This is a genomic window from Streptomyces sp. NRRL F-5122, from assembly GCF_001507435.1.
Lineage (GTDB): Bacteria > Actinomycetota > Actinomycetes > Streptomycetales > Streptomycetaceae > Streptomyces > Streptomyces lannensis.
The window spans coordinates 36,039-54,524 of the sequence record NZ_LMWH01000234.1 but is presented as its reverse complement, the minus strand read 5'-3'; the positions used below and the strand labels follow the sequence as shown (position 1 = coordinate 54,524).

The window sequence follows — 18,486 nt, the reverse complement described above, 5'->3', positions numbered from 1 at the left end:
GAGGAGTGCCGGTCGAAGGCAGATCCTGTTGCAGCGGCGCCGATCGGATGCACTCGGGCGGAGGCGCGACTCCATGATCCAGTGCGGTGGCGGAGCCTGACCGGGGTGGTGCCAGCCCATTCCTGCGTGATGTGGCGGACGCGGCGCATCAGGGAGTTTCTCGGGCGTGCCCCTGCCCGGAGTCCGTCGGTCATGTCGCGGAGCGGAGGGGCGTCGTCGGTGTGCGTGAATCGAGCGCGAGCGCGAGGCTGGATGTGTGGCTGAACGTCGTGTGATCGTGTATCCACCCTCGGAGACGGGCGGCCGACGGGTGCGTGCGGACGGGGCCATCCTCGGCACCGCTTATTCGCTCCAGGAGCTGACGTTCTTCTTGCAGAACCAGGGCATCATGGATCAGGATGAGCAGTCCGTCAGGACATGTGACCTGATCGAGTGGCGCGGTGGTGGGCCGGACGTGTGGGAGCACTGAGCGCACCCGGGGGTCGGCGACGGGGGCTCCTCACCTCCCACGCCGAGGTGGTCGAGGCGGGGTCTCCTGGCCGGTCCCTCCTTCGATGAGGAGGAGCTCGAGCGGGCGTTCCGCGAAGCGTCGGCACATGGGTCTACTACTGGGCACTGCCCGCCTGCCGGTTGACGCCTCGGGCATCGGACAGCAGCCCGTTTTCAAGGTGCTCGACATGATGTGCGCGGCTAGGGTCGAAAGGCAGCTCAAACAGCCGTGCAGGCCATTCGTACCAGACGCTGCGGCCGTTCCACTCCGGCCCCGCACCGATGGGTGGCCTCTTCCTGAAGGAGCGTGGTCGGCGTGGCCCGGAATCGCCGTCTGATCCTGAGCTCGCCGTCCGAGGTCTGGAGCCTGCTCTCCGACGGTCATCGGTACAGCGAATGGGTAACGGGAAACCAGCAGGTTCTCGCGGCTGACCCGCACTGGCCGGACGTGGGCGCACACCTGCAACTCCGGGTCGGTGCCGGCCCCCTGGCTCTTGAGGACACCTGTGTCGTCCGGGTCTCCGTACCGGAACAACGTTTGGAGCTGGAAGCCAAGGCGGGCCCCTTCGGCGCGGCCCGCATCGCCATGAACCTGATCCCCTGGGGCGAGAACACCCTCTTGATCCTTGACTGGCACCCCCTGCGGGGACCGGGCACCAGGATGCACGGGGTCCCCGTGGACTACATCATGGCAATCCGCAACGGCATGATGCTGACGAAGCTCGCTCGGATCGCGGTGCGCGAGCATGGCAAGACGGACAGCGGTACCCCGGTGAAGCTGTGACGGGCATTCGAGCCGACAGCCCGGCGTACTCTGCCGTCCTCCACGTGCTTGCAGCCCCCCAGTGCGAGCAAGCAACGCCGCAGTGCGAGCAAGCAACGCCGCCCAGCGCAAGCAGCCGGTAGCGCGAGTAGGGCGTCCGCTGGAGCGGACGCCCTACTCGCTACAGCCCGATCACGTGACACCCGGCGGAGAACGTCCGCCCCACATACCACGGGCAATGCGGTACCGCACTCTGGGACGCAGTGGGTCCGCCGGGAGCGGCGACGGCATCGAGGTCGTCGGCGCATGATCCAGGGTCGTGCCGACCCGGCGCCGACCCGGGCTGCGATGAAGCCGGCAGTAGCTGTCACTGCAAGGATCTCGGAAGCCCAAGGGCATCGAAGCCGTAAGCCACGAGCGCGCTCTTCCGCTGCGACGGGCACCTGGTGACGACGTCCTGCGCTACCGCTGTGGCGGGTTGTCCCGACCTCGTTCGCCGAACTGGTCCCTCATCTTGTCCTGGGCCGTGTCGACCTGGCTCTGGTACTTGTTCTGGGTCCTTTCATCGACGTAGTCCCCCGCCTTGTCGATGGCCTGATCCGATTGAGCCTCGTGGCCCCGCAGCATCTGCTTGAGCTTGTCCATCACGGACATCGTGGTCCTCCTCGAAGCAGTGGTTCCGCGACCACTCCAGGATCACCCTCCATGGCGTGAGCTGCATCTGCTGCGTTCGTACCCCTGTGCCTTTCAAGGCCGGGATGCGGATCAGATCGGCATGAGGCCCCCGGAACGCCTCACGGTGTCGTAGCCGACTGCGGCCGCCCCGGACTCCTCTCCGCGGTTCGCTGCAGGCGATTCCGCTGAAGACTGCGTATGAGGGCGTACGAGACCTCCGGGCGAGCACGATCCGAGTCCGACAGACGGCCCGACGTCCTGCGGAGTTCCCTGACGGCGGCCTTGCCGGCAGATCAACGCTGCTGTGTTGCCACCCCGGCGAACAGAACGGTCGCCGCACCGAGGAGGAGCAGGTGAACGGACTCGGCGACCCAGAGCCGCAGGGCCATCAACCCGCCGCCCGCCACCATCGCGGCACTCGCGCTGATCCATGCCGCTCGGCGCGCGGCGACCGCCGTGCGTCTACCGACGTTTCCGAAATCCTCACCCGAGAACAGGACGGAGCCCCGTGCCAGAGGATGAACAGCCGTGACGCCGGAATGAGGACAATCGCGACCAAGAGATCCAACCACCACGTCGGCTGCCGCATGTCCCCACCATGCCGCTGCCGGGGCGGATGCAACTGAGTAGGCGTACTCATGTTGCGCCCCGACTCCGACTGACGTGCGGTACACGGATTTCCACCGCCGGGGTGCCGGCGGAGCCCACATCGGTGATGTCGCTCTTCAGCGGTCCACGAGAACAGCCGAGCGCGGCAGTGATGGGCGGAGCCCTCGGCGGCCTTCTAGTTGGAGCGGTCCTCCAGATAACGGGTGTGGATCTCCTGGCGCCGTGCCTCGGTTTCACGCAGGGCTGTGGCGAGTCGGCCCGCCTCGTCCTGGAGCAGGCCGAGCTGCCGGTCGAGATGGCGTTCCGGTGGTTCCTGCCCGGGTGCGAGACGGTTCCACCAGCGGGTGCGTACATAGGTGTCGACAGCTTCCGGTACGTCCTGCCGCACGACGCGGGAGAGCATGTGGACGCCCTCGGGGTCCTGCGCGAGGACCTCGGCGACCCAGCCCGGGTCGAGCAACGCGGCAATCAGCTCCGTCAGTTCTGTGAGCCTGCCCGAGGCGGCGGGCGGTAGCTCGACGTCGGAGAGGTACACACGCAGCTTCTCGAAGTCGGCGCGCAGTTCGTCCAGTTGAGCCGACGGATCGGGGAAGTCGGGTGGCGCCGGACGCTCCGGCGGCGCGATCAGGGCACCCGCACCGTAGAGGCCGGCGACCACGACGGGCCAGTACGCGCCCGCGACGCCGGTGAAGGTGAGCCCGAGGCCCACGATCCCACCGGCGCTCCCGAGGAGGTTCTTCCGGGATTCGACGTAGCGCATGAAACTATTGGTAGCCACGGATCTCCTCGAAGGCCCCGTCGAGCGAGCCCTTTTGGGCGTCGAAGAGACGGCCGCCGGTGAGTTCGGCGATGTGCTCCAGCTCCGTCTTGTCGGAGTCGCCGAACAGGATGGGGAAGACGGGGATGTCGCGCTGGTGGCCGCTGAGACCGCGATGGAAGCCGTCGAACTCGCCGGCCTTTGCCCCGCTGGTGTTCTCACCGTCGGTCATCAGCACGATCGACGTGAAGGTGTCACGGTCGTCACCGAGGTGCTCGTAGGCCTTCTCCAGCGATGTGTAGATCGCGGTGTTGCCACCGGCTTCGAGGGCTCGGGTGTCCGCGCGGATCGCGTCGAGGCCACGTTGAGGATCGGTGGGCTCGACGATATGGGTGCGCACACTCTTCACCTCCGAGCCGAACGGCATCAACGTGACCTCTTCACGGTCGCGGAAATCTCCCGTGAGGTCCAGAAGAGCCGTCTTGAGTCGTTCGAGGCGCTTGCCCTCCATCGAACCCGAGGTGTCCAGCACGTACACCGTGCGGGAGGGCCGGCGGAGCTTGTTCTCGTACGAGTCGAGGAGGCGGTCGGCGACGGAACGGGTGCCTGGGAAGGGGAGTTCGCGGCGCCGGCTCGTGTCGAGACCCGGGCCAGGCGCTACTGAGGCGACCACCGGGCGGCGGTGGGTGCGCTCGGTGATCAGCCGCTGCACGGCCGGGGTGCGCAGCGCCTCGGCGAGCCGGCGGACCTCGTCGCGTGTGTCGGGATCGGACGACGCCAGGGAGGAGAGCGGATAGTCGGCGGTGACGACGCCGTCGCGGGGGCGGATCACGGTCAGGCCCGGCATGCCCCTGAGGACGGACTCGTAGTTGAGCAGGGCGTCGACGTTGCCGCGGTGGGCATAGGCGGAGGCCAGCCAGCCGGACGACCCCGACGTCAGCTTCTGTCCCTTGAAGAACTCCTTCAGCTTCGGGGTGGCCTTCTCGACGTCCGCGTCGGTGAGGGCGGACTGGGCGCCGGACAGACCGGACGCCACGGAGATCAGAGTCGAGAAGCCCGAGTTGGAGCGGGCGGGATCGGTCATGCCGTACGTCAGCCTGCCGTCCTGCACGGCCTTCTCGATCTGCGACCATGTGACCTGATCGGGCTTCCAGTTGAGGGAGCGCACGGTCTGGGCACGGACACCGATGGCCACCGGGCTGAACATGACCGGTGTCTCGGAGACGACCTTCTTGGCGGCGTCGGGGCGCAGACGGAGATAGTCGTTGGAGGACAGCCAGAGGGCGTCGTATGCGCCGTCCGCCTTGCCCTTGGCGAGCAGGTCCACGGCATCGAGGGTGCCGATGTAGGTGGGGCGGACCGTGATACCGGTGCTCTTGCGGACCTGGTCGAGGACCGGGGCCATGTCGCTCAGTTCACTGGACGCGAGAACGCGGAGGGTGCCGGGCCGGGGCTGCGACCCGTCTTCCTCGGACTGCTGGTGTTGTGTGGTGCAGGCCGTCAGCAGGAGGGCGAGGCCGGCGATCAGGGCGAGGCGTCGTCTCACGCGAGGCCTCCCTCCAGGGCACCCTGCGACCGGCTCCGCTGCAGGTACGCACTCGCCTGCTGCAGTTCGGACGTCAGTGACTCCACGGTGACCGCCATCGTCTCGGTCGCCTGTGCCTTGTACGTGTCGATGGCGTCCAGGGTGCGATAGATCTGCTGGAAGGCCGAGCGGAGGGTCTCCGCGCCGACGGCCGGGTCCGCGGCGATGCGCTGGATCTCACCGCTCTGCGTGGCGAGCATCTCGGCGTTGCCGCGGATCAGATCCTCGGTCGTGCCGCGCAGGGCGTTGACCTGGTCGACGACCTTGCGTTGGTTGTCGAGGGCCGAGGCCAGCATCACGGAGATACGCAGGGCCGAGACGGTGGTGGTGGCCGCCCGGTCCACGCCCTTGATGAGCTCGTCGTTGTTGCGCCGTACGACGTCCATCGCGAGGTATCCCTGCGCGCACACGGCGAGCTGGGTCAGCAGGTCCTGGTGCTTCTGCCGGACGGGGAAGAGCACGTCCGCGCGGAGCGTGTCGGCCTGGGCCGGGTCGCTCGCCTCGACGCCGGAGATGTGCTGCTCGACCGCCGTGTCCAGGGCTTCGGTGAGCACGACGTACTCCTGGAGCTTGCCCATGGTCTCCCACAGGCGGACCCGCTCGGTCTGCAGGGCGGCGTTGTCGCGGCGCAGCTCGTCCTGACCGCCGCGCAGGGATCCCACGATCTTGTTCAGGGTTCCTTGCGCGGAGGCGTACTTGGCGACATGGTCGCGCAGCTTGTTGCCGCCGGGGAGCCGGGAGAGGAACTTGCGCCCCTTGCTCGCCGGCATGTCGCGCGGGTCCAGGTCCTCCACCACGCGGCGCAGCTCGACGAGCGAGCCGCCGACCCGGGACTGGGCGTCCTCCCCCTTTCCGGGCAGGCTGCGGACGGTACGCTCCAGCATGCGGTTGGACTGGGCCGAGGCTGCACGCATGTCGCTTGCGCCCAGGGTCGTGATCTCCCCGATCTTCCCCGCGAATTCGGGCGAGCGGGCGTCGAGCGAGGCGAGCCCCTCGACGTAGCCGGCGGCCTTCCTGGCCATGTCGTCGCGGACGGAGTCGTCCAGCGGTACGAGCCCGGCGGCCTTCTCCCGGGGCACGGGTGCCACCGGCTCGGGCGGGGTGAGGGTCAATGCCTCGTTGTCGGTGTTCGTCATATGTGGTTCCCCCCTAGTTCCGGGCCCGGCGCGCCATCTCGTGCAACACCGCGGAGGTGGGCACGGGCACCTGCCGGATGCCGGTCAGTTTCTGGTTGATGTACGAGGCGAACGGGGCCGTGGCCGCCGTGAATTCGGCGCTGTCGCCCTGCGGCCGGAACCCGTGCCGCACGGCGAGCTTGCGCAACGCGGGGTCGGTGCTGAGCAGTTCACCGAGGTCGCGGCCGGCCTGCGTGAGCGGTACGACCGTGTGGTCGCTGTTGGCCGTCGTGTCCGGGTAGAGGACGGTGAGGTCGTCCACGCCACGGCCGTCGTGGAGGAGGGCGGCCACCTGGGACTCGTACACGAGGACGAGCGGATTGCCGACACCGCTGACGAAGTCGCGGAACGCCGCGTCCGAGCTGGGCTGTTGAGCGCCTTGGACGCTGATCAGCTTGTGCATGAGGGGCGCCGTGCGGTCCACGTCGACCTTGCCGGCCGCCACGCGACCACCACCGGCCACGTAGCTCGCCGCGGCGAGATACAGAGCGCCCGAGTTGGAGGTCTCCGGGTCCGTGGTCGCGATGTACAGGGTCCCCGTCAACTCCGCGTGCGAGCGGGCGCCCTTGAGCTGCTGCCAGGTGCGGTCGTGGCGCGCCGCGTCGAGGTAGGCGGCCATGTGAAGGGTGCCGCGGTCATGGTCCAGGGTCGCGAGCCCGTTCGCGGCGAGCACCTGGGCGGAGCTGCGGTGCGCCACGACGACCAGCGGTGAGTAGAAGGGCCGCGGCAGGGGCTGCCGTGCGTGGTACTTGTCGGCCAGTGCGTCGGCCGGTGCCTGGCTGGAGGGGAAGGCGAAGTCGTACCCGTCCAGTTTGAGATCCTCCATGGCCCAGGAGCCGGAGGTCTCCGTCTTGACGGTGTAGCCCTTGGCGGCGAGGGCTTTCACCACGGCGGGATCGGCGAAGAAGTCGGCCTTCTCCGAACCGATCACCCCTCGCACGGTCTTCGTTGCCGTGCCCGTGTCCTTACCTTCACGGCCTGCTACGACGGCTGCCACCACACCGCCGATCAGCAGTACCGCGAGGACGATTCCTGCGATACGTCTCACGCCGGGGAGCGTGCTCTCGGAACCCAACGTTCCCCCCGTCAAAGGATGAACGCCGGGTGACAGACACATCCCGGTATGCAACGGGAACAGACGGTTCCGCCGGGGGGAGGGAACGGCGGGGCATCGGGATGCCCTCAGGGGCACTGCAGCGGCGCCCTGTTGGTCTTCTCAAGAGGGATCGGCGCAGCAACTGCCGTGGCTCGTGCACAAGTTCCTAGGACGTCATAAAGGTCGTCCGATGCACAGGAGTTGACTTCCCGATATTGTGAGAGAACACTCTCACATCATGGTGCAGGGAAATCGTCTGGGTGACATTGAGATCACCGATCCGAAAGCCATGCGGGCGCTGGCGCATCCGGTGCGGCTTGCGCTCCTCGAACGTCTGCAGCGGTACGGGCCCGCCACGGCCACGCAGTTGTCTCCGCACGTAGGTGCCACCCCGTCCGTGACGAGCTGGCACCTGCGCCATCTCGCGGGCTTCGGACTGGTCCGCGACGCCGAGGTGGGCGGGGACCGGCGGAAGCGGAGGTGGGAGGCCGTCGCACGGGGCTTTCGGGTCGAAGTGCCGGAAGGCGGCGAGGGGCAGTCGGCCGCGCATGCGCTCTCCCGGCAGATGTTCGCCGGTGCCGCCGGCCTCCCTCACCGGTGGCTGTCCGAAACCGAACCGGAACTCGAGCCGCAGTGGCGGAGGATCGCGGGCCTGGCCAACACCCGCGTGGTCGTGACCGCCGAGGAACTCGCGGCCATCGAGGACGCCATGGAAGCCGTCCTCGCCCCGTACGTCATGCGCGACCCGGCACAGCGACCGGACGGCAGCCGTGATGTGCGGCTGTTGCGGTATTTCCTGCCGGAGGCAGCAGCAGAGGAGCGGAGGGGAGACGCGGAGTGACCTCCACACCGGACACGGCACCCAAGGCATCCACGGCGCCCAGGGCATCCCTGTGGAGGGACCGGCGGTTCCTTCGCTTCTGGGCCGGACAGACGGTTTCGCAGTTCGGCGACCGAATCACCGAGCTCGCGCTGCCTCTGATCGCCGTGGCGGCGCTCAACGCCTCGGCCGGCCAGGTCGCATGGTTGACCGCGCTGATCTGGGCCCCGAATCTCCTTGCCATCGTGCTGGGCGCCTGGGTGGACCAGCGGCTCCACAAGCGACGCCTGCTGATTCTCGCCGATCTGGTGCGGGCGTGCGTGCTGCTCACGCTACCGGCCGCGTACCTCCTGGACGCGGTGACGCTCGGCCAGTTGTATGCGGTGGCAGTACTGACGGGCCTCGCCGGGGTGGTGTTCAACACCGCCTATCCCCCCTTCTTCGCCCACCTGGTGCCGCCGTCCTCCTACGTCGACGCCAACAGCAAGCTCAGCGCCGGCCGTTCGGCTTCCTTCGTCGGGGGACCCGCGCTCGGCGGTGCCCTCGTCCAGGCCTTCACCGCGCCCGTCGCCGTGATCGCGGACGCACTGTCCTTCCTGGCATCCGCGGCGCTGATCGGCACGGTACGGGTCGACGAACCGGTCCAAGGGAACCTCGGGCCGACGGCGGACTCACTGCTGCACCGCGCCCGAGACGGGCTGGTCTTCGTGGTCCGCCACCCGATACTCCGGGCAAGCCTGGGCTGTGCGACGACCGTCAACTTCTTCACCTTCCTCACGGGCACCGGTCTTGTCGTGCTGTTCGCCGACCGGGTGCTGGAGCTGTCCGCGGGGACCATCGGGCTGGCATTCGGCGTCGGGTCCATCGGGGCGCTGCTGGGCGCCGTGACCGCCCCGAGGATCTCGCTCCGGATCGGCGTGGGACGGAGCATCGCTGTCGGCGCGGTCCTGTTCCCCGCCCCCATCGCCATCATCGCCGCCGCCGGCGGTCCGACATGGGCAGCGGCAGGGACGCTGGCCGGAGCCGAGTTTCTCGTGGGGTTCGGCGTCATGCTCTTCGACGTCAACCTCAACTCCCTCCAGACCGCGGTGACCCCGGACGGGATGCGGAGCCGCGTGGCGGGTGCGTACAGCACCGTCAACTACGGCATACGCCCCCTCGGTGCCGTGGTCGGAGGCGTGCTCGCGAGCTTCTTCGGGTTGAGGGCGACGCTGGTCACGGCCGCCGTCGGAGGAGCACTGTCGGTGCTCTGGCTGCTGAACTCCCCGATACCGCGTATTCGGTCACTGGAACCCGGCGAACAACTCACCCTCCACGGCGGCGCCGAGAGGGCCGGTCGGTCATAATGCACGTGACGAGATGGTGCTCGTGACCAGAAACTTTCCCGGCTGGACGTAACGTCAGGGCGCAATGTGCCGTTGTTCGCAATGTTCGGCCCGATCGTGATCACGCTCCTCCTCATCGTTCTCGGGGCAGTTCCGTATGCCTTGTGGGTGACCTGGAGGAAGCCCTCCAGGCCGGCCCGCTGGGCTGTGATCGGGATCGCAGCAACGCTCGCCGCCTACGGCGCCGGAACCGTCTACGGGCTCGCCTTCACGAACCCGCTCGACATATGCGGGGACAAGACCGGCGACGGCGTGTACATGGATGCCCTCCGGGACTACAGCCTGACATCGGTGGACGTGCACAGCTTCCCCCCGTCCGTCACCTGCCACTGGACCGGCGACCACAGCACCGAAGTGGTGTGGCCGTGGGCGCCGCCCCTGCTGTACGCAGGGCTGGCCTGCTTCGTCGTCTGCTTCTCCCTCCTGCTCATCAACCGCCACAAGCGCCGCAGGACCCCCCACGACCAAGGGCTCGAGGCATAGACGGCTTCTCTCCATCGCAGCCGGGTCCGAGGCCGCCCTGAGACTGCCGAAGGGCTGGAGCCAGGTGTTGCCGTCTTCGGCACGTGGCGTCCACCTGGGGCGCGGCCGGCCAAGCGCCGACGGCTCAGATCGAGATGGCCATGAGCGTGGCGGTGGGGACCAATGCGCCGAGGACGCTGAGCAGCCAATAGTGGTGCGCCGCGAGCCGGGTCCGGCGTGCAAGGGGCCGGTTGGCCAGCCACCACAGAAGTGCACCCGCTCCGCCGACGGGTCCGAAGGCCACCAGACCCGCACCCAGGCCGTCGTTCTCGGTCGGCTCCCGCACCGTCACTCCAAGGCCCGCGAGCGGCCAGTTCGCCGCGATGTACCACGACATCCAGATCGGAATCACGCCGGGGATCCCAAGCAGCACGTTCAGGCCCAGGGCCGTGTGCCATCGTCCGGCCAACTCCACCCCTCCTCGTGATCACCCGTGGCAGACCGTACACCGCAGGTCGGCGTCACGACTTCGGACGGGTATTCACAGTGGCCCGGGAGCCGTCATCCTGCGGGCACCGGCGCAGCTCATGGCGCCGGGCCCACGTACCGTTCGTTCTGGGACCGTTCAAAGGTGCCGTACATGGTTGCTCTCGCAAGTGCATGGCTGAACAGGAGGAATTCGAGGTAAGCGGGGGTCGTTTCCCCGGACACCTCCAGTGCCTCCACGTCGAGGGCATGCACCACGAGGAAGTAACGGTCAGGGCCGTTGCCCGGCGGTGTCGCCGGACCGAGGTACCTTCTGCGGCCCGCGTCGTTGGCCCGCGTGACCGCGCCGCCGGGCAGATCCTTCCCGTCGCCCGCGCCGGCCGGAAGGTCGGTCACCGACGCGGGCAGGTTGGCCACCGCCCAATGCCAGAACCCGGAAGCAGTTGGGACGTCCGGGTCGAACATCGACACCGTGAAGCTCCGCGTCTCCTCCGGAAAGCCTGCCCAACTCAGTTGTGGCGAGATATCCGATCCCCCCGCCCCCAAGATGCCGCTCACCTGCTCTAGTTGCTCGCCGTTGGCCAGGGACGCCGATGTCACCGAGAAGGTCCTGATCGGCGGCATGAAGTCGTAGGGGGCATAGGGCTTGATCATGGCAGTCCTCGGGGAAGCGCCGGACCGGGTCGCTCTGTGTCAGGTTGCAGTTCGCTCCTGGGTGGCGTAGTCGAGATGCGTTGCGAGCCGTCCTGAACCCGCTCAGGCGCTGGAGGTCCTGCGCCGACCGGTCGGTCCGGCTCAATCCACCGTATGACCACTTGACAAAACCGGCAATTCACCCATCCTTCACGCTCACGCTCGACCCTCGGAGTGCAATGCCTCAACGGCGCTGGCATGCCATTCACGGCGGTTCGCGAGCTCGCCGCCCGATCGCTACCATCCGCCAAGGGCCACCGAAGCCGCTGCCGATCACCGGCACACCACCGGATGCGCTGCCGGTGGGGTCACGCGAACATGGTCATATCCGAAGCGGGCGAACTCGGTGACCGACACCGAACCCCGAGTCCTGCCCGCGCTGCACGGCCCTGGCCGCATTTCCGCTTACCGGCGAAAGCGAGGCACACGTCATGCAGATGAGAGCAGCCCGGATGCACGGATACCAGGAACCCCTTCGGATCGAAGAGGTCCCGGTGCCTGAGATCGGGCCGGACGAGATCCTCCTGAAGGTTGCCGCAGTGGGCATGTGCCGCAGCGACTACCAGCTCCTCGACGGCTACTTCAAGGGACCGTTCCCGGTGGATCTCCCCTATATCCCCGGTCATGAGGTCACAGGCCGAGTGGCGGACCTGGGCAGCGCCGTGCCGTCGGCAGTGGGCTACTCGGAGGGTGACATGGTCGTCGTCAACCCCAGCTGGGGAGACGGTACGTGCCGGCAGTGCCGCGAAGGGAACGAGCAACTGTGCAGTGGTAACGGCAGGTGGGTGGGCTTCGGCCCTCCAGGAGGTTTCGCCGAGTACATGGCCGTGGAGCACCGGCATGCGATCCGGGTCTCCGAGGAAGCGGCGAAGACTCCCGAGCTCCTTGCTCCGATGACAGACGCCGGCATGACCCCGTACCGAGGCATGAGGAAGCTGCGGGACGCAGGCAAGCTCGGACCCGACCGCACTGTGGCAGTCACGGGCATAGGCGGATTGGGAAGCTACGGGATCCAGTACGCGAAGCTGCTCGGAGGCGGTGCGACGGTGGTGGCGTTCGCGCGCACGGACAGCAAACTCGACGTAGCCACGGAGAACGGCGCGGACCACGGGATCAACGTCAGAGACAAGTCCATCGAGGTCATTCAGGACGAACTGGAACGCCTCATCGGCCGGCGGACGGTCGACGCCATCCTGGACTGCGTCGGCAGCGAGGCGTCCGTCTCCATGGGATTCGATCTGCTGGGTCCCGAGGGGGCACTTGCGGCGGTCGGCCTCATGAGCCACCGCGTCGAGCACCGGCAGTTCCCCTTCGTAGGCACGGAGTTGTCCTACCTCGGGTCCTTCTGGGGCAACCACCTGGACCTCGTCGAGGTGCTCTCACTGGCCGAGGCCGGACTCGTCAAACACAACGTCACCAAGGTCCGGCTCGAGGACATCAACGAAAATCTGGAAGCCCTGGGCCGCGGCGATGTCGTCGGTCGTCAGGTCATCGTCTTCGAGTGAGGGGGCGCGGCAGGGGCGGCGTATCGTCGCGGACGTCTCAGGCCCGTTCACAGGTGCACGATGACGAGGGCGGTGTCGTCGGTCACGCCTTCGGGCGGGAGCAGGTCGCTCAGCAGGGCGTCGGCGAGAGCCTCGGCGTCGGCGGCTCGCCGGTGGTGGGTCAGGCAGTCGGCGAGCCGTGCGACGCCGGTGTCGATGTCCTCGCGTCGGCGCTCGACCAAGCCGTCGGTGTACAGCGCGAGGAACGCGTCCTCGGTGAAGTTGATGGTGGCCTGTGGCCAGGCATCGTGTTCCAGGCGAGCACCGAGCGGAGGGTGGGTGGCCCGGTCGAGGAATTCCACGCTGCCGTCGCCGTGCAGGAGGGCCGGCGGCAGGTGCCCGGCACTGCTGTAGGTGATGTCGTGGGCGTCCCAGTCGACGAACGTGCAGGCCGCTGTGGCGTTCTCCGCACCGGCGACGGAGCGCGCGTACAGGTCGAGTACCTCCAAGGCCCGGGCGGGACCGGGGGCGACGCGGGAGGACGCGCTCAGTGCGCTGCGCAGTTGCCCCATGACACCGGCCGCGGACAGACCGTGTCCGACGACGTCGCCCACGGCGATGCCCAGGCGATCGCCGGGCAGGTCGACCAAGTCGTACCAGTCACCGCCCACGTCCAGTGCGCTGCCTGCGGGCCTGTAGCGCACGGCCACCGGATGGGGTCCAGTCGGCCGATGAGTGGGCAGCATGGCCTCCTGCAAACTCAGAGCGACCGCGCGGGCCTGGATCAACTCCGTGACTTCCTCGGCCCGGTGCAGCAGGAGCACCAACTGCCCATTGGAATCGAAGACGGGAATGTTGGTCATGCTCCAGTAGCGGGCGGCCAGTGTCTCCGGCCGGCCGCGAGCCTCCGACTGGCCCTCGTCCCTCACCGCGGGTCGGTACAGCCCCTCCGGCTCGAAGCGCTGCACCTCCATGGCGTCGCACTCGCCCGTGTCGGCGACCCGGCGCAGTGACGCCTGGAGGTTGCGTACCACCGTCGCGCCCGCGCTGTTCGGGCTGGAGGCGAAATCGTCGGGCAGGTAGCGGCCGATTTCCTGGTCACGAGCGCGGCCGAGTATCCGCAGCCATTCCCCGTTGACGTCCGCATAGATCAACTGCGGGGTGAGGAGGGCCACTGCCCCTGGCAGGGCCTGGAACACCGCCTTGTAGTCGATCTCCGGTTCCGCCATGTCTGTCTCGCCTCGACGAACGGACCTTTTTCTCATGCTAGGCGCGCCGAGCCGAAGCGGCAGCACTTCCCTTGCGGCCGGGCCTTCCGGGCCCCACTCATGCTCCGAGTGCCTGCGAGCTGGACCGGGGTCAGCCGCAATGTGCATCCCGCTCACTCGCTGGACTGTCACCTCAGCCGCAGCGCTGAGCGGACCGCTCCTGCTGGTGGATCGACATGACCCGCGCGTGACCGGGATCCGCACCTGCCGCAACGAACGGATCCGGCGGTGCCTCTCCCCGGCACGGCTGGATCCACTTGCCTCCCGCGACGTCAACTCCGCTACCGGGCGCGGCCGCGCGCCCGCTCTGCGCCCGGACGGGCGACGGCTGCGGAGACCGGGAGGTCCAGCCTCCCTGCTGTTTCAGGCCGCCTGCACGGCCAGACTCTGCAGGGTCCGCGCGGTCGGTGATCCGGGGTCGGCCGTGATCAGGACGACCTCCTGATCATCCTCGGGTACGAGCAGGACGTCGCAGTTCAACCGAAGGATGCCGGCCTTCGGGTGGTCCAGTGTCTTGGTGCGGTGCCCGGGTGCATGGACCGGTCGCGTCTCCCAGATCTCTCGGAACTCCTCGCTTCCCGCGTGCAGTTCGGCGAGCAGGGCGGTCAACTGCACGTCATGCGGGTAGCGGTCGGCGGCCCGTCGCAGCCGGGCCACCACGATGTGCCCGAACTCCTCGGCGCTGGAGCTCTCGTGCATCCGCCCTTGACCCAGGAATCGGCGCCGGGCCAGGTTTGTCGTCCCGCCTTTGAAGTCGCCGCCGAGCAGCGCCTGGGCCAAGGGGTTCCAGGCAACGACGTCGTACGCCGCGTCGGTGACGATGGCACCGGTGTCCGGCAGTCGCTCCAGCATCCGGATCACGTGTGGACGCACACCGCGTACGGCGCTGGGGCCGGGCGGCACGCTCGATCCCGCCAGACGGAACAGGTGGCTGCGCTCGGCCGGTGTCAGCCGCAGCGCCTGGGCGAGCGCGTCCAGGATCCGGGCCGACGGCCGCGGTCCGCGGGCCTGCTCCAGCCTCGTGTAGTAGTCGACCGACATATGGGCGAGTTCCGCCACCTCCTCACGGCGCAGGCCCGGAGTACGGCGGATGGTGCCGGTCGCCCGGAGGCCGAACTCGTGCGGTCGCAGTTCCGCACGGCGATCGCGCAGGAAGCGGGCCAGCTCCTGACGTGCCATGCCGTCTCCTCCCACTGCCTGGTACAGGCTGTCCCTGGCAGGGCGGCCAGAGCCAGGGAACCGTAGTCCCCATGAACGATCGCACAGCACTGGTCACAGGTGCCAACAAGGGCATCGGCAAGCAGATCGCCCGGCTGCTCGCCGCAGAGGGCCTCACGGTGTACGTGGGCTCCCGAGACGCCGGGCGCGGGCAGCAGGCCGTCGAGGAGATCGGCGCCGGCGCCCGCCCGCTGGTCCTCGACGTGCGGGACCCCGACGGCATCGTGAGGGCGGTGGCTCAGGTGGAGCGCCTGGACGTCCTGGTCAACAACGCCGGAGTCTCGGAGTCACTCGCCCTGCCTGCCGAAACCGACATCGAGGAGTTCCGGCGTACGTACGAGACCAACGTATTCGGGGTGGTGGCGGTGACCAACGCCTTCCTGCCCGCCCTGCGCCGGTCCCCGCGCCCGCGCATCGTCAACATCTCCAGCGGCACCGCATCCCTGACCTGGAGTACGAACCCCAACCCCCAGTTCACCCCTGGAAGCGGTGGCGCCGCCGCCTACCGGTCGTCCAAGGCCGCCCTCAACGCCCTGACCGTGCTCTACGCCCAGACGCTGGCCGAGGACGGCTTCAAGGTCAACGCACTCGCTCCCGGCCTGCGGGCCACCGACCTCAACCCTCGCGCCGCCGCTGCCGGCGGCGACCCGGCCGAGGCCGCGCAGGGGGCCGTCCGCCTGGCCCTGCTGCCGGACGACGGCCCCACCGGTGGCTTTTTCTCCTGGGACGGAACGCCCGTGCCCTGGTGAGCGGGCTGACACCCGGAAAGCGCCTCGCCGGGCAGGTCGACCGGCGCACGCGTTCCCGACCGCCAAAGGCACCTTCCGGATCATCCCCGCGGGCGCCTCGCGAGCTTCGGGGCCGCCGCGTGGTGGCCGTGGCGGTGGCCGGAGGCGACGGTTGCGGTGAGGGCCTCGAGGGCGTCGACGGTTGCGGAGCTCAGGGCGACGGCGCGGCTGGTCGAAGTGCTGATGGAGCCGTCGGCCGCCGTGGCCGGCGCGCCGGTGCCGACGTACGCCGTCGACAGACCGGAACGGGCGGTGCACGAGTCGAACACCGAGCGCAGCGCCCCCGGGGCCACCGTCTCGGCCCCGGCGGCGGCGCGAGCCAGGGCAGCGAGGTGTTCGTGCAGCGGGTCGGCCAGCTCGGTCAGCTCCGGCACCGTGTCCTGCGCAGTACACGGCAGATGTTCGCGCAACAGCGTGGCACACCCGGCGACCCTGGACACCTCCGTGGTGATCTGATCCATCTGGGCGGTCGACCAGGGGCCTCGGTGCTCGGCCGGCTCGGCGTGCGACTGCTTGGCCGCGGCATTGAGGTGCTCCCTGACCTGGCGTGATCGTGCCCGTAGCGTGTCGAGGGCCGCCGGATCGGCCGCTCCGACGTCTGCGTAGCCGGTCAGCAGCTGGGGGAGCAGTCGGTCCTGGACCCGCAGCCATTCCGCGAGCAGGCCCGGCAGCGTCCGGGTGGACCAGGTCGGCCACAGCAGGAAGATCAGTACGGCGAGTGCGGCGCCGACCACCGTGTCGGCGGCGCGCGCCCATGCCGTGGGCCCGGGCAGCCCGCCGACATGGTGGATCAGAAAGACGATCCAGCTGGTCAGCCACAGGTTGAGCATCAGCTGGCCGGTCCGCAGGGTCAGGAACGCGGCTGCGGCGAGCACCACCGCCACGACCGCGAGGCCGGTGGGGGACCAGTGCGGCAGGGACAGCACCCAGGCGAGGAGGCCGCCCAGCACCGCCCCGCTCGCCCGTCCCCAGCCGCGGGCGATGGTGTGCCCGTACTCGGGGAACAGCACCAGCATGGTGGTCAGCGCCACCCAGAAGCCGTGGGCGGAGATGCCCAGGCCGTGCCACCCGCCGATCGACCTGCCGATGATTTCCGCGACCACCACACCCACGGCCAGTCGCACCGCATGTCGGAAGATCGGCGACTGGGGATGCAACTGGGTTCGGATCCGTCGGGCGGTGTGTGCCACGGAGGGAGTTCCGGCGTACAGACCCGGCACTTCGGTGTGGGGTTCCAGGGCATCGCCGAGCCGGTCGTCGGCCGAGCGCCGTGCCAGCTGCACGGCCGACCGCAGCCGCGCGGTCAGATCACGGGGGCTGGGCGCGGTGGAGGCCTCCGCCCACGCGTCCAGCAGGGTCCAGACGTCCCCGGGTGAGCGATGCTCGCGGCCGGTGGCCACGGTACGGGAGATGTCGCCCAGTATCCGCGCGGCTGAGGCCCGCGCCTCCTGGTATCCGGCCTCCTCCGCGGGCACCCTCGGTCGTACGGTCTGGAGGGCGCGGCGGATACGTTCGGCCTCTCCCAGCAGCCCGAACATGGCTGCCGCCGCCGGTCGGCTGAACTGTGGCAGCAGGTCCAGGGACTGCCGGGCCGGGGTGAACGGAGCGTACGGAACCGGGGCGGCTGAGTCGGCCGCGCCCGAGGCGTCGGCGAGTGACGTGTACAGGGCCGCCAGGGTGCGGCGCTGGCCGGCGAACCGAGGACCGTACGGTGGGAGCAGCTGCGTCACCACGATGAATCCGGTCCCGGTCGCGATCCACCCGGCCATCAACAGACCGCCGCGCACGTCGGGGGCGAGATCAGCCGTGATCATCAACCCGATGACGGTGAGGCAGCCCCGGATGCCGGGCGCGATGCCCAACGTGCGCCAGAGGCCGGCTGCGAACGCCGCGACCGCGAGCAGCAGCAGGAACAGCCAGACGGTTCCGTGCACCAGGGCTCCCAGCACCGACATGGCGCTGAAGGACGCGGCCATTCCGAGCGCGTTCACCACACGGTGCCGCAGCGGGTTCAGCAGCGTGCCGATGCCGCAGATGAACGCACCGACGCTCGCCATCGCCCCGGCGACCGGGTCGTCCAACAGCAGGCCGAGGGCGGTGGCGAGCAGCACGCCGAGAACGGCCCGTGCGATCGCCACCGGAGCGGCAAACGCCCGCTGAACTCGCAGCCCCTCCCGGCCGGTCGTGATCAGCGACGACCACCAGTGCATGTCCGGGGCTCCTTACTTCATCGTGCGGCCGAAGGCGCGGGAGAGACCGAGCCGGCCGCAACGGCGCCGCCTCATGTCTCAGCCGGTAGCGACCGTCACCCGTGGTGCGATGGAGTCGGCACGGTCCCTCCTCCAGGCTGAGCGTTCGCGATCCTCCGATCGGCTCGCCCCGGCCGAGCGGTCCGTATGGATTGCCAAGGCGGACTGTGACCACTGTGATGTCGTCGGGGGCGGCGATGGGGCGTTCGGCGAGGGGTGCCGCCGCAGAGATGACTGAGGACACCGGCCGCTGGGTCAACCCGCCGGTGTCTTGGACCACCGTGACGGTCTAGCCGGGCCTCGTCAGGACGGCCTACGCGCCGTGCCCCACATGCGGGTCCGACGCCGTGTGTCGAACGGCAGACGGTCGCTACCCAGGTTACGCCGGGTCGGCGGGGCGGTCGCCGAGACCGCTGAGGCCGCGTTCACGCTCCAGCCGGCAACCAGCACGATCGACTCCCCGGACGTCGGAAGGCCGGCACCG

At 69.0% G+C, this 18,486-nt stretch carries 17 protein-coding genes; 7 read left to right on the top strand and 10 right to left on the bottom strand.

Annotation, left to right across the window (positions count from 1 at the left end):
- Nucleotides 1-256 precede the first annotated feature (256 nt).
- Together ADL25_RS23985 and ADL25_RS23980 are read left to right on the top strand one after the other, a co-directional pair.
- On the top strand, nucleotides 257-469 hold the full coding sequence (locus ADL25_RS23985) for a hypothetical protein (RefSeq protein WP_059129871.1): 213 nt from the start codon (nucleotides 257-259) through the stop codon (nucleotides 467-469).
- Nucleotides 470-805: 336 nt separating this feature from the next.
- On the top strand, nucleotides 806-1,273 hold the full coding sequence (locus ADL25_RS23980) for an SRPBCC family protein (RefSeq protein WP_107116690.1): 468 nt from the start codon (nucleotides 806-808) through the stop codon (nucleotides 1,271-1,273).
- A 441-nt stretch (nucleotides 1,274-1,714) separates the two neighbouring features.
- On the opposite strand, the gene ADL25_RS23975 is transcribed toward ADL25_RS23980, so the two are convergent.
- The 5 genes from ADL25_RS23975 to ADL25_RS23955 form a co-directional block, all read right to left on the bottom strand.
- Entirely contained in the window at nucleotides 1,715-1,906 is a 192-nt protein-coding gene (locus tag ADL25_RS23975; protein WP_059129870.1) for an antitoxin, read from the bottom strand.
- Between the two features lie 805 nt (nucleotides 1,907-2,711).
- Nucleotides 2,712-3,296, bottom strand: a complete 585-nt coding sequence (locus tag ADL25_RS23970; RefSeq protein ID WP_059129869.1) for a hypothetical protein — start codon at nucleotides 3,294-3,296, stop codon at nucleotides 2,712-2,714.
- Between the two features lie 4 nt (nucleotides 3,297-3,300).
- On the bottom strand, nucleotides 3,301-4,839 hold the full coding sequence (locus ADL25_RS23965; protein ID WP_059129868.1) for a substrate-binding and vWA domain-containing protein: 1,539 nt from the start codon (nucleotides 4,837-4,839) through the stop codon (nucleotides 3,301-3,303).
- Complete coding sequence (locus ADL25_RS23960; protein WP_059129867.1) at nucleotides 4,836-6,014, bottom strand: toxic anion resistance protein; 1,179 nt, start codon at nucleotides 6,012-6,014, stop codon at nucleotides 4,836-4,838. The genes ADL25_RS23965 and ADL25_RS23960 overlap by 4 nt, the downstream gene beginning before the upstream one ends.
- A gap of 13 nt (nucleotides 6,015-6,027) precedes the next feature.
- Nucleotides 6,028-7,101: a hypothetical protein gene (locus tag ADL25_RS23955; RefSeq protein ID WP_059129866.1), complete on the bottom strand. Its 1,074-nt coding sequence runs from the start codon at nucleotides 7,099-7,101 to the stop codon at nucleotides 6,028-6,030.
- Between the two features lie 286 nt (nucleotides 7,102-7,387).
- Between ADL25_RS23955 and ADL25_RS23950 the strand changes: the two genes are divergently transcribed.
- The 3 genes from ADL25_RS23950 to ADL25_RS23940 all read left to right on the top strand — a co-directional run bounded on the left by ADL25_RS23950 (nucleotide 7,388) and on the right by ADL25_RS23940 (nucleotide 9,837).
- Nucleotides 7,388-7,990 (top strand): helix-turn-helix domain-containing protein, encoded by a 603-nt coding sequence (locus tag ADL25_RS23950; RefSeq protein ID WP_059129865.1) that lies wholly within the window; start codon nucleotides 7,388-7,390, stop codon nucleotides 7,988-7,990.
- The gene (locus ADL25_RS23945; protein ID WP_059129864.1) at nucleotides 7,987-9,315 is read left to right on the top strand and encodes an MFS transporter; all 1,329 of its coding nucleotides are present in this window, start codon (nucleotides 7,987-7,989) and stop codon (nucleotides 9,313-9,315) included. Before ADL25_RS23950 ends, ADL25_RS23945 begins: the two co-directional genes overlap by 4 nt.
- A 147-nt stretch (nucleotides 9,316-9,462) precedes the next feature.
- Nucleotides 9,463-9,837: a hypothetical protein gene (locus ADL25_RS23940; protein ID WP_159044984.1), complete on the top strand. Its 375-nt coding sequence runs from the start codon at nucleotides 9,463-9,465 to the stop codon at nucleotides 9,835-9,837.
- Between the two features lie 124 nt (nucleotides 9,838-9,961).
- Here the strand turns inward: ADL25_RS23940 and ADL25_RS23935 are convergent, their stop codons facing one another.
- A complete protein-coding gene (locus ADL25_RS23935; protein ID WP_416070632.1) occupies nucleotides 9,962-10,291 on the bottom strand; it encodes a hypothetical protein in 330 nt (109 codons plus the stop codon).
- 110 nt (nucleotides 10,292-10,401) lie between these two features.
- Entirely contained in the window at nucleotides 10,402-10,956 is a 555-nt protein-coding gene (locus ADL25_RS23930) for a YbhB/YbcL family Raf kinase inhibitor-like protein (RefSeq protein ID WP_059129862.1), read from the bottom strand.
- A gap of 533 nt (nucleotides 10,957-11,489) precedes the next feature.
- Between ADL25_RS23930 and ADL25_RS23925 the strand changes: the two genes are divergently transcribed.
- The gene (locus ADL25_RS23925) at nucleotides 11,490-12,500 is read left to right on the top strand and encodes an NAD(P)-dependent alcohol dehydrogenase (RefSeq protein WP_199839202.1); all 1,011 of its coding nucleotides are present in this window, start codon (nucleotides 11,490-11,492) and stop codon (nucleotides 12,498-12,500) included.
- 47 nt (nucleotides 12,501-12,547) lie between these two features.
- Here ADL25_RS23925 and ADL25_RS23920 read toward each other — a convergent pair whose 3' ends face one another.
- Both ADL25_RS23920 and ADL25_RS23915 read right to left on the bottom strand, forming a co-directional pair.
- Entirely contained in the window at nucleotides 12,548-13,708 is a 1,161-nt protein-coding gene (locus tag ADL25_RS23920) for a PP2C family protein-serine/threonine phosphatase (RefSeq protein ID WP_059129860.1), read from the bottom strand.
- 402 nt (nucleotides 13,709-14,110) lie between these two features.
- Nucleotides 14,111-14,926 carry a helix-turn-helix transcriptional regulator gene (locus tag ADL25_RS23915; RefSeq protein ID WP_059129859.1) on the bottom strand — a complete coding sequence of 272 codons (816 nt, stop codon included), beginning with the start codon at nucleotides 14,924-14,926 and terminating at the stop codon, nucleotides 14,111-14,113.
- Between the two features lie 71 nt (nucleotides 14,927-14,997).
- Between ADL25_RS23915 and ADL25_RS23910 the strand changes: the two genes are divergently transcribed.
- On the top strand, nucleotides 14,998-15,714 hold the full coding sequence (locus ADL25_RS23910; RefSeq protein ID WP_059129858.1) for an SDR family oxidoreductase: 717 nt from the start codon (nucleotides 14,998-15,000) through the stop codon (nucleotides 15,712-15,714).
- Between the two features lie 80 nt (nucleotides 15,715-15,794).
- Here the strand turns inward: ADL25_RS23910 and ADL25_RS23905 are convergent, their stop codons facing one another.
- Nucleotides 15,795-17,963, bottom strand: a complete 2,169-nt coding sequence (locus ADL25_RS23905; RefSeq protein ID WP_059129857.1) for an FUSC family protein — start codon at nucleotides 17,961-17,963, stop codon at nucleotides 15,795-15,797.
- Nucleotides 17,964-18,486: the final 523 nt, after the last annotated feature.

Coding starts and splice junctions, on each gene's coding strand:
- ADL25_RS23975 (WP_059129870.1), bottom strand. CDS start 1,906: ATGTCCGTGATGGACAAGCTCAAGCAGATGCTGCGGGGCCACGAGGCT.
- ADL25_RS23970 (WP_059129869.1), bottom strand. CDS start 3,296: ATGCGCTACGTCGAATCCCGGAAGAACCTCCTCGGGAGCGCCGGTGGG.
- ADL25_RS23960 (WP_059129867.1), bottom strand. CDS start 6,014: ATGACGAACACCGACAACGAGGCATTGACCCTCACCCCGCCCGAGCCG.
- ADL25_RS23950 (WP_059129865.1), top strand. CDS start 7,388: ATGGTGCAGGGAAATCGTCTGGGTGACATTGAGATCACCGATCCGAAA.
- ADL25_RS23930 (WP_059129862.1), bottom strand. CDS start 10,956: ATGATCAAGCCCTATGCCCCCTACGACTTCATGCCGCCGATCAGGACC.
- ADL25_RS23920 (WP_059129860.1), bottom strand. CDS start 13,708: ATGGCGGAACCGGAGATCGACTACAAGGCGGTGTTCCAGGCCCTGCCA.
- ADL25_RS23915 (WP_059129859.1), bottom strand. CDS start 14,926: ATGGCACGTCAGGAGCTGGCCCGCTTCCTGCGCGATCGCCGTGCGGAA.
- ADL25_RS23910 (WP_059129858.1), top strand. CDS start 14,998: ATGAACGATCGCACAGCACTGGTCACAGGTGCCAACAAGGGCATCGGC.
- ADL25_RS23905 (WP_059129857.1), bottom strand. CDS start 17,963: ATGCACTGGTGGTCGTCGCTGATCACGACCGGCCGGGAGGGGCTGCGA.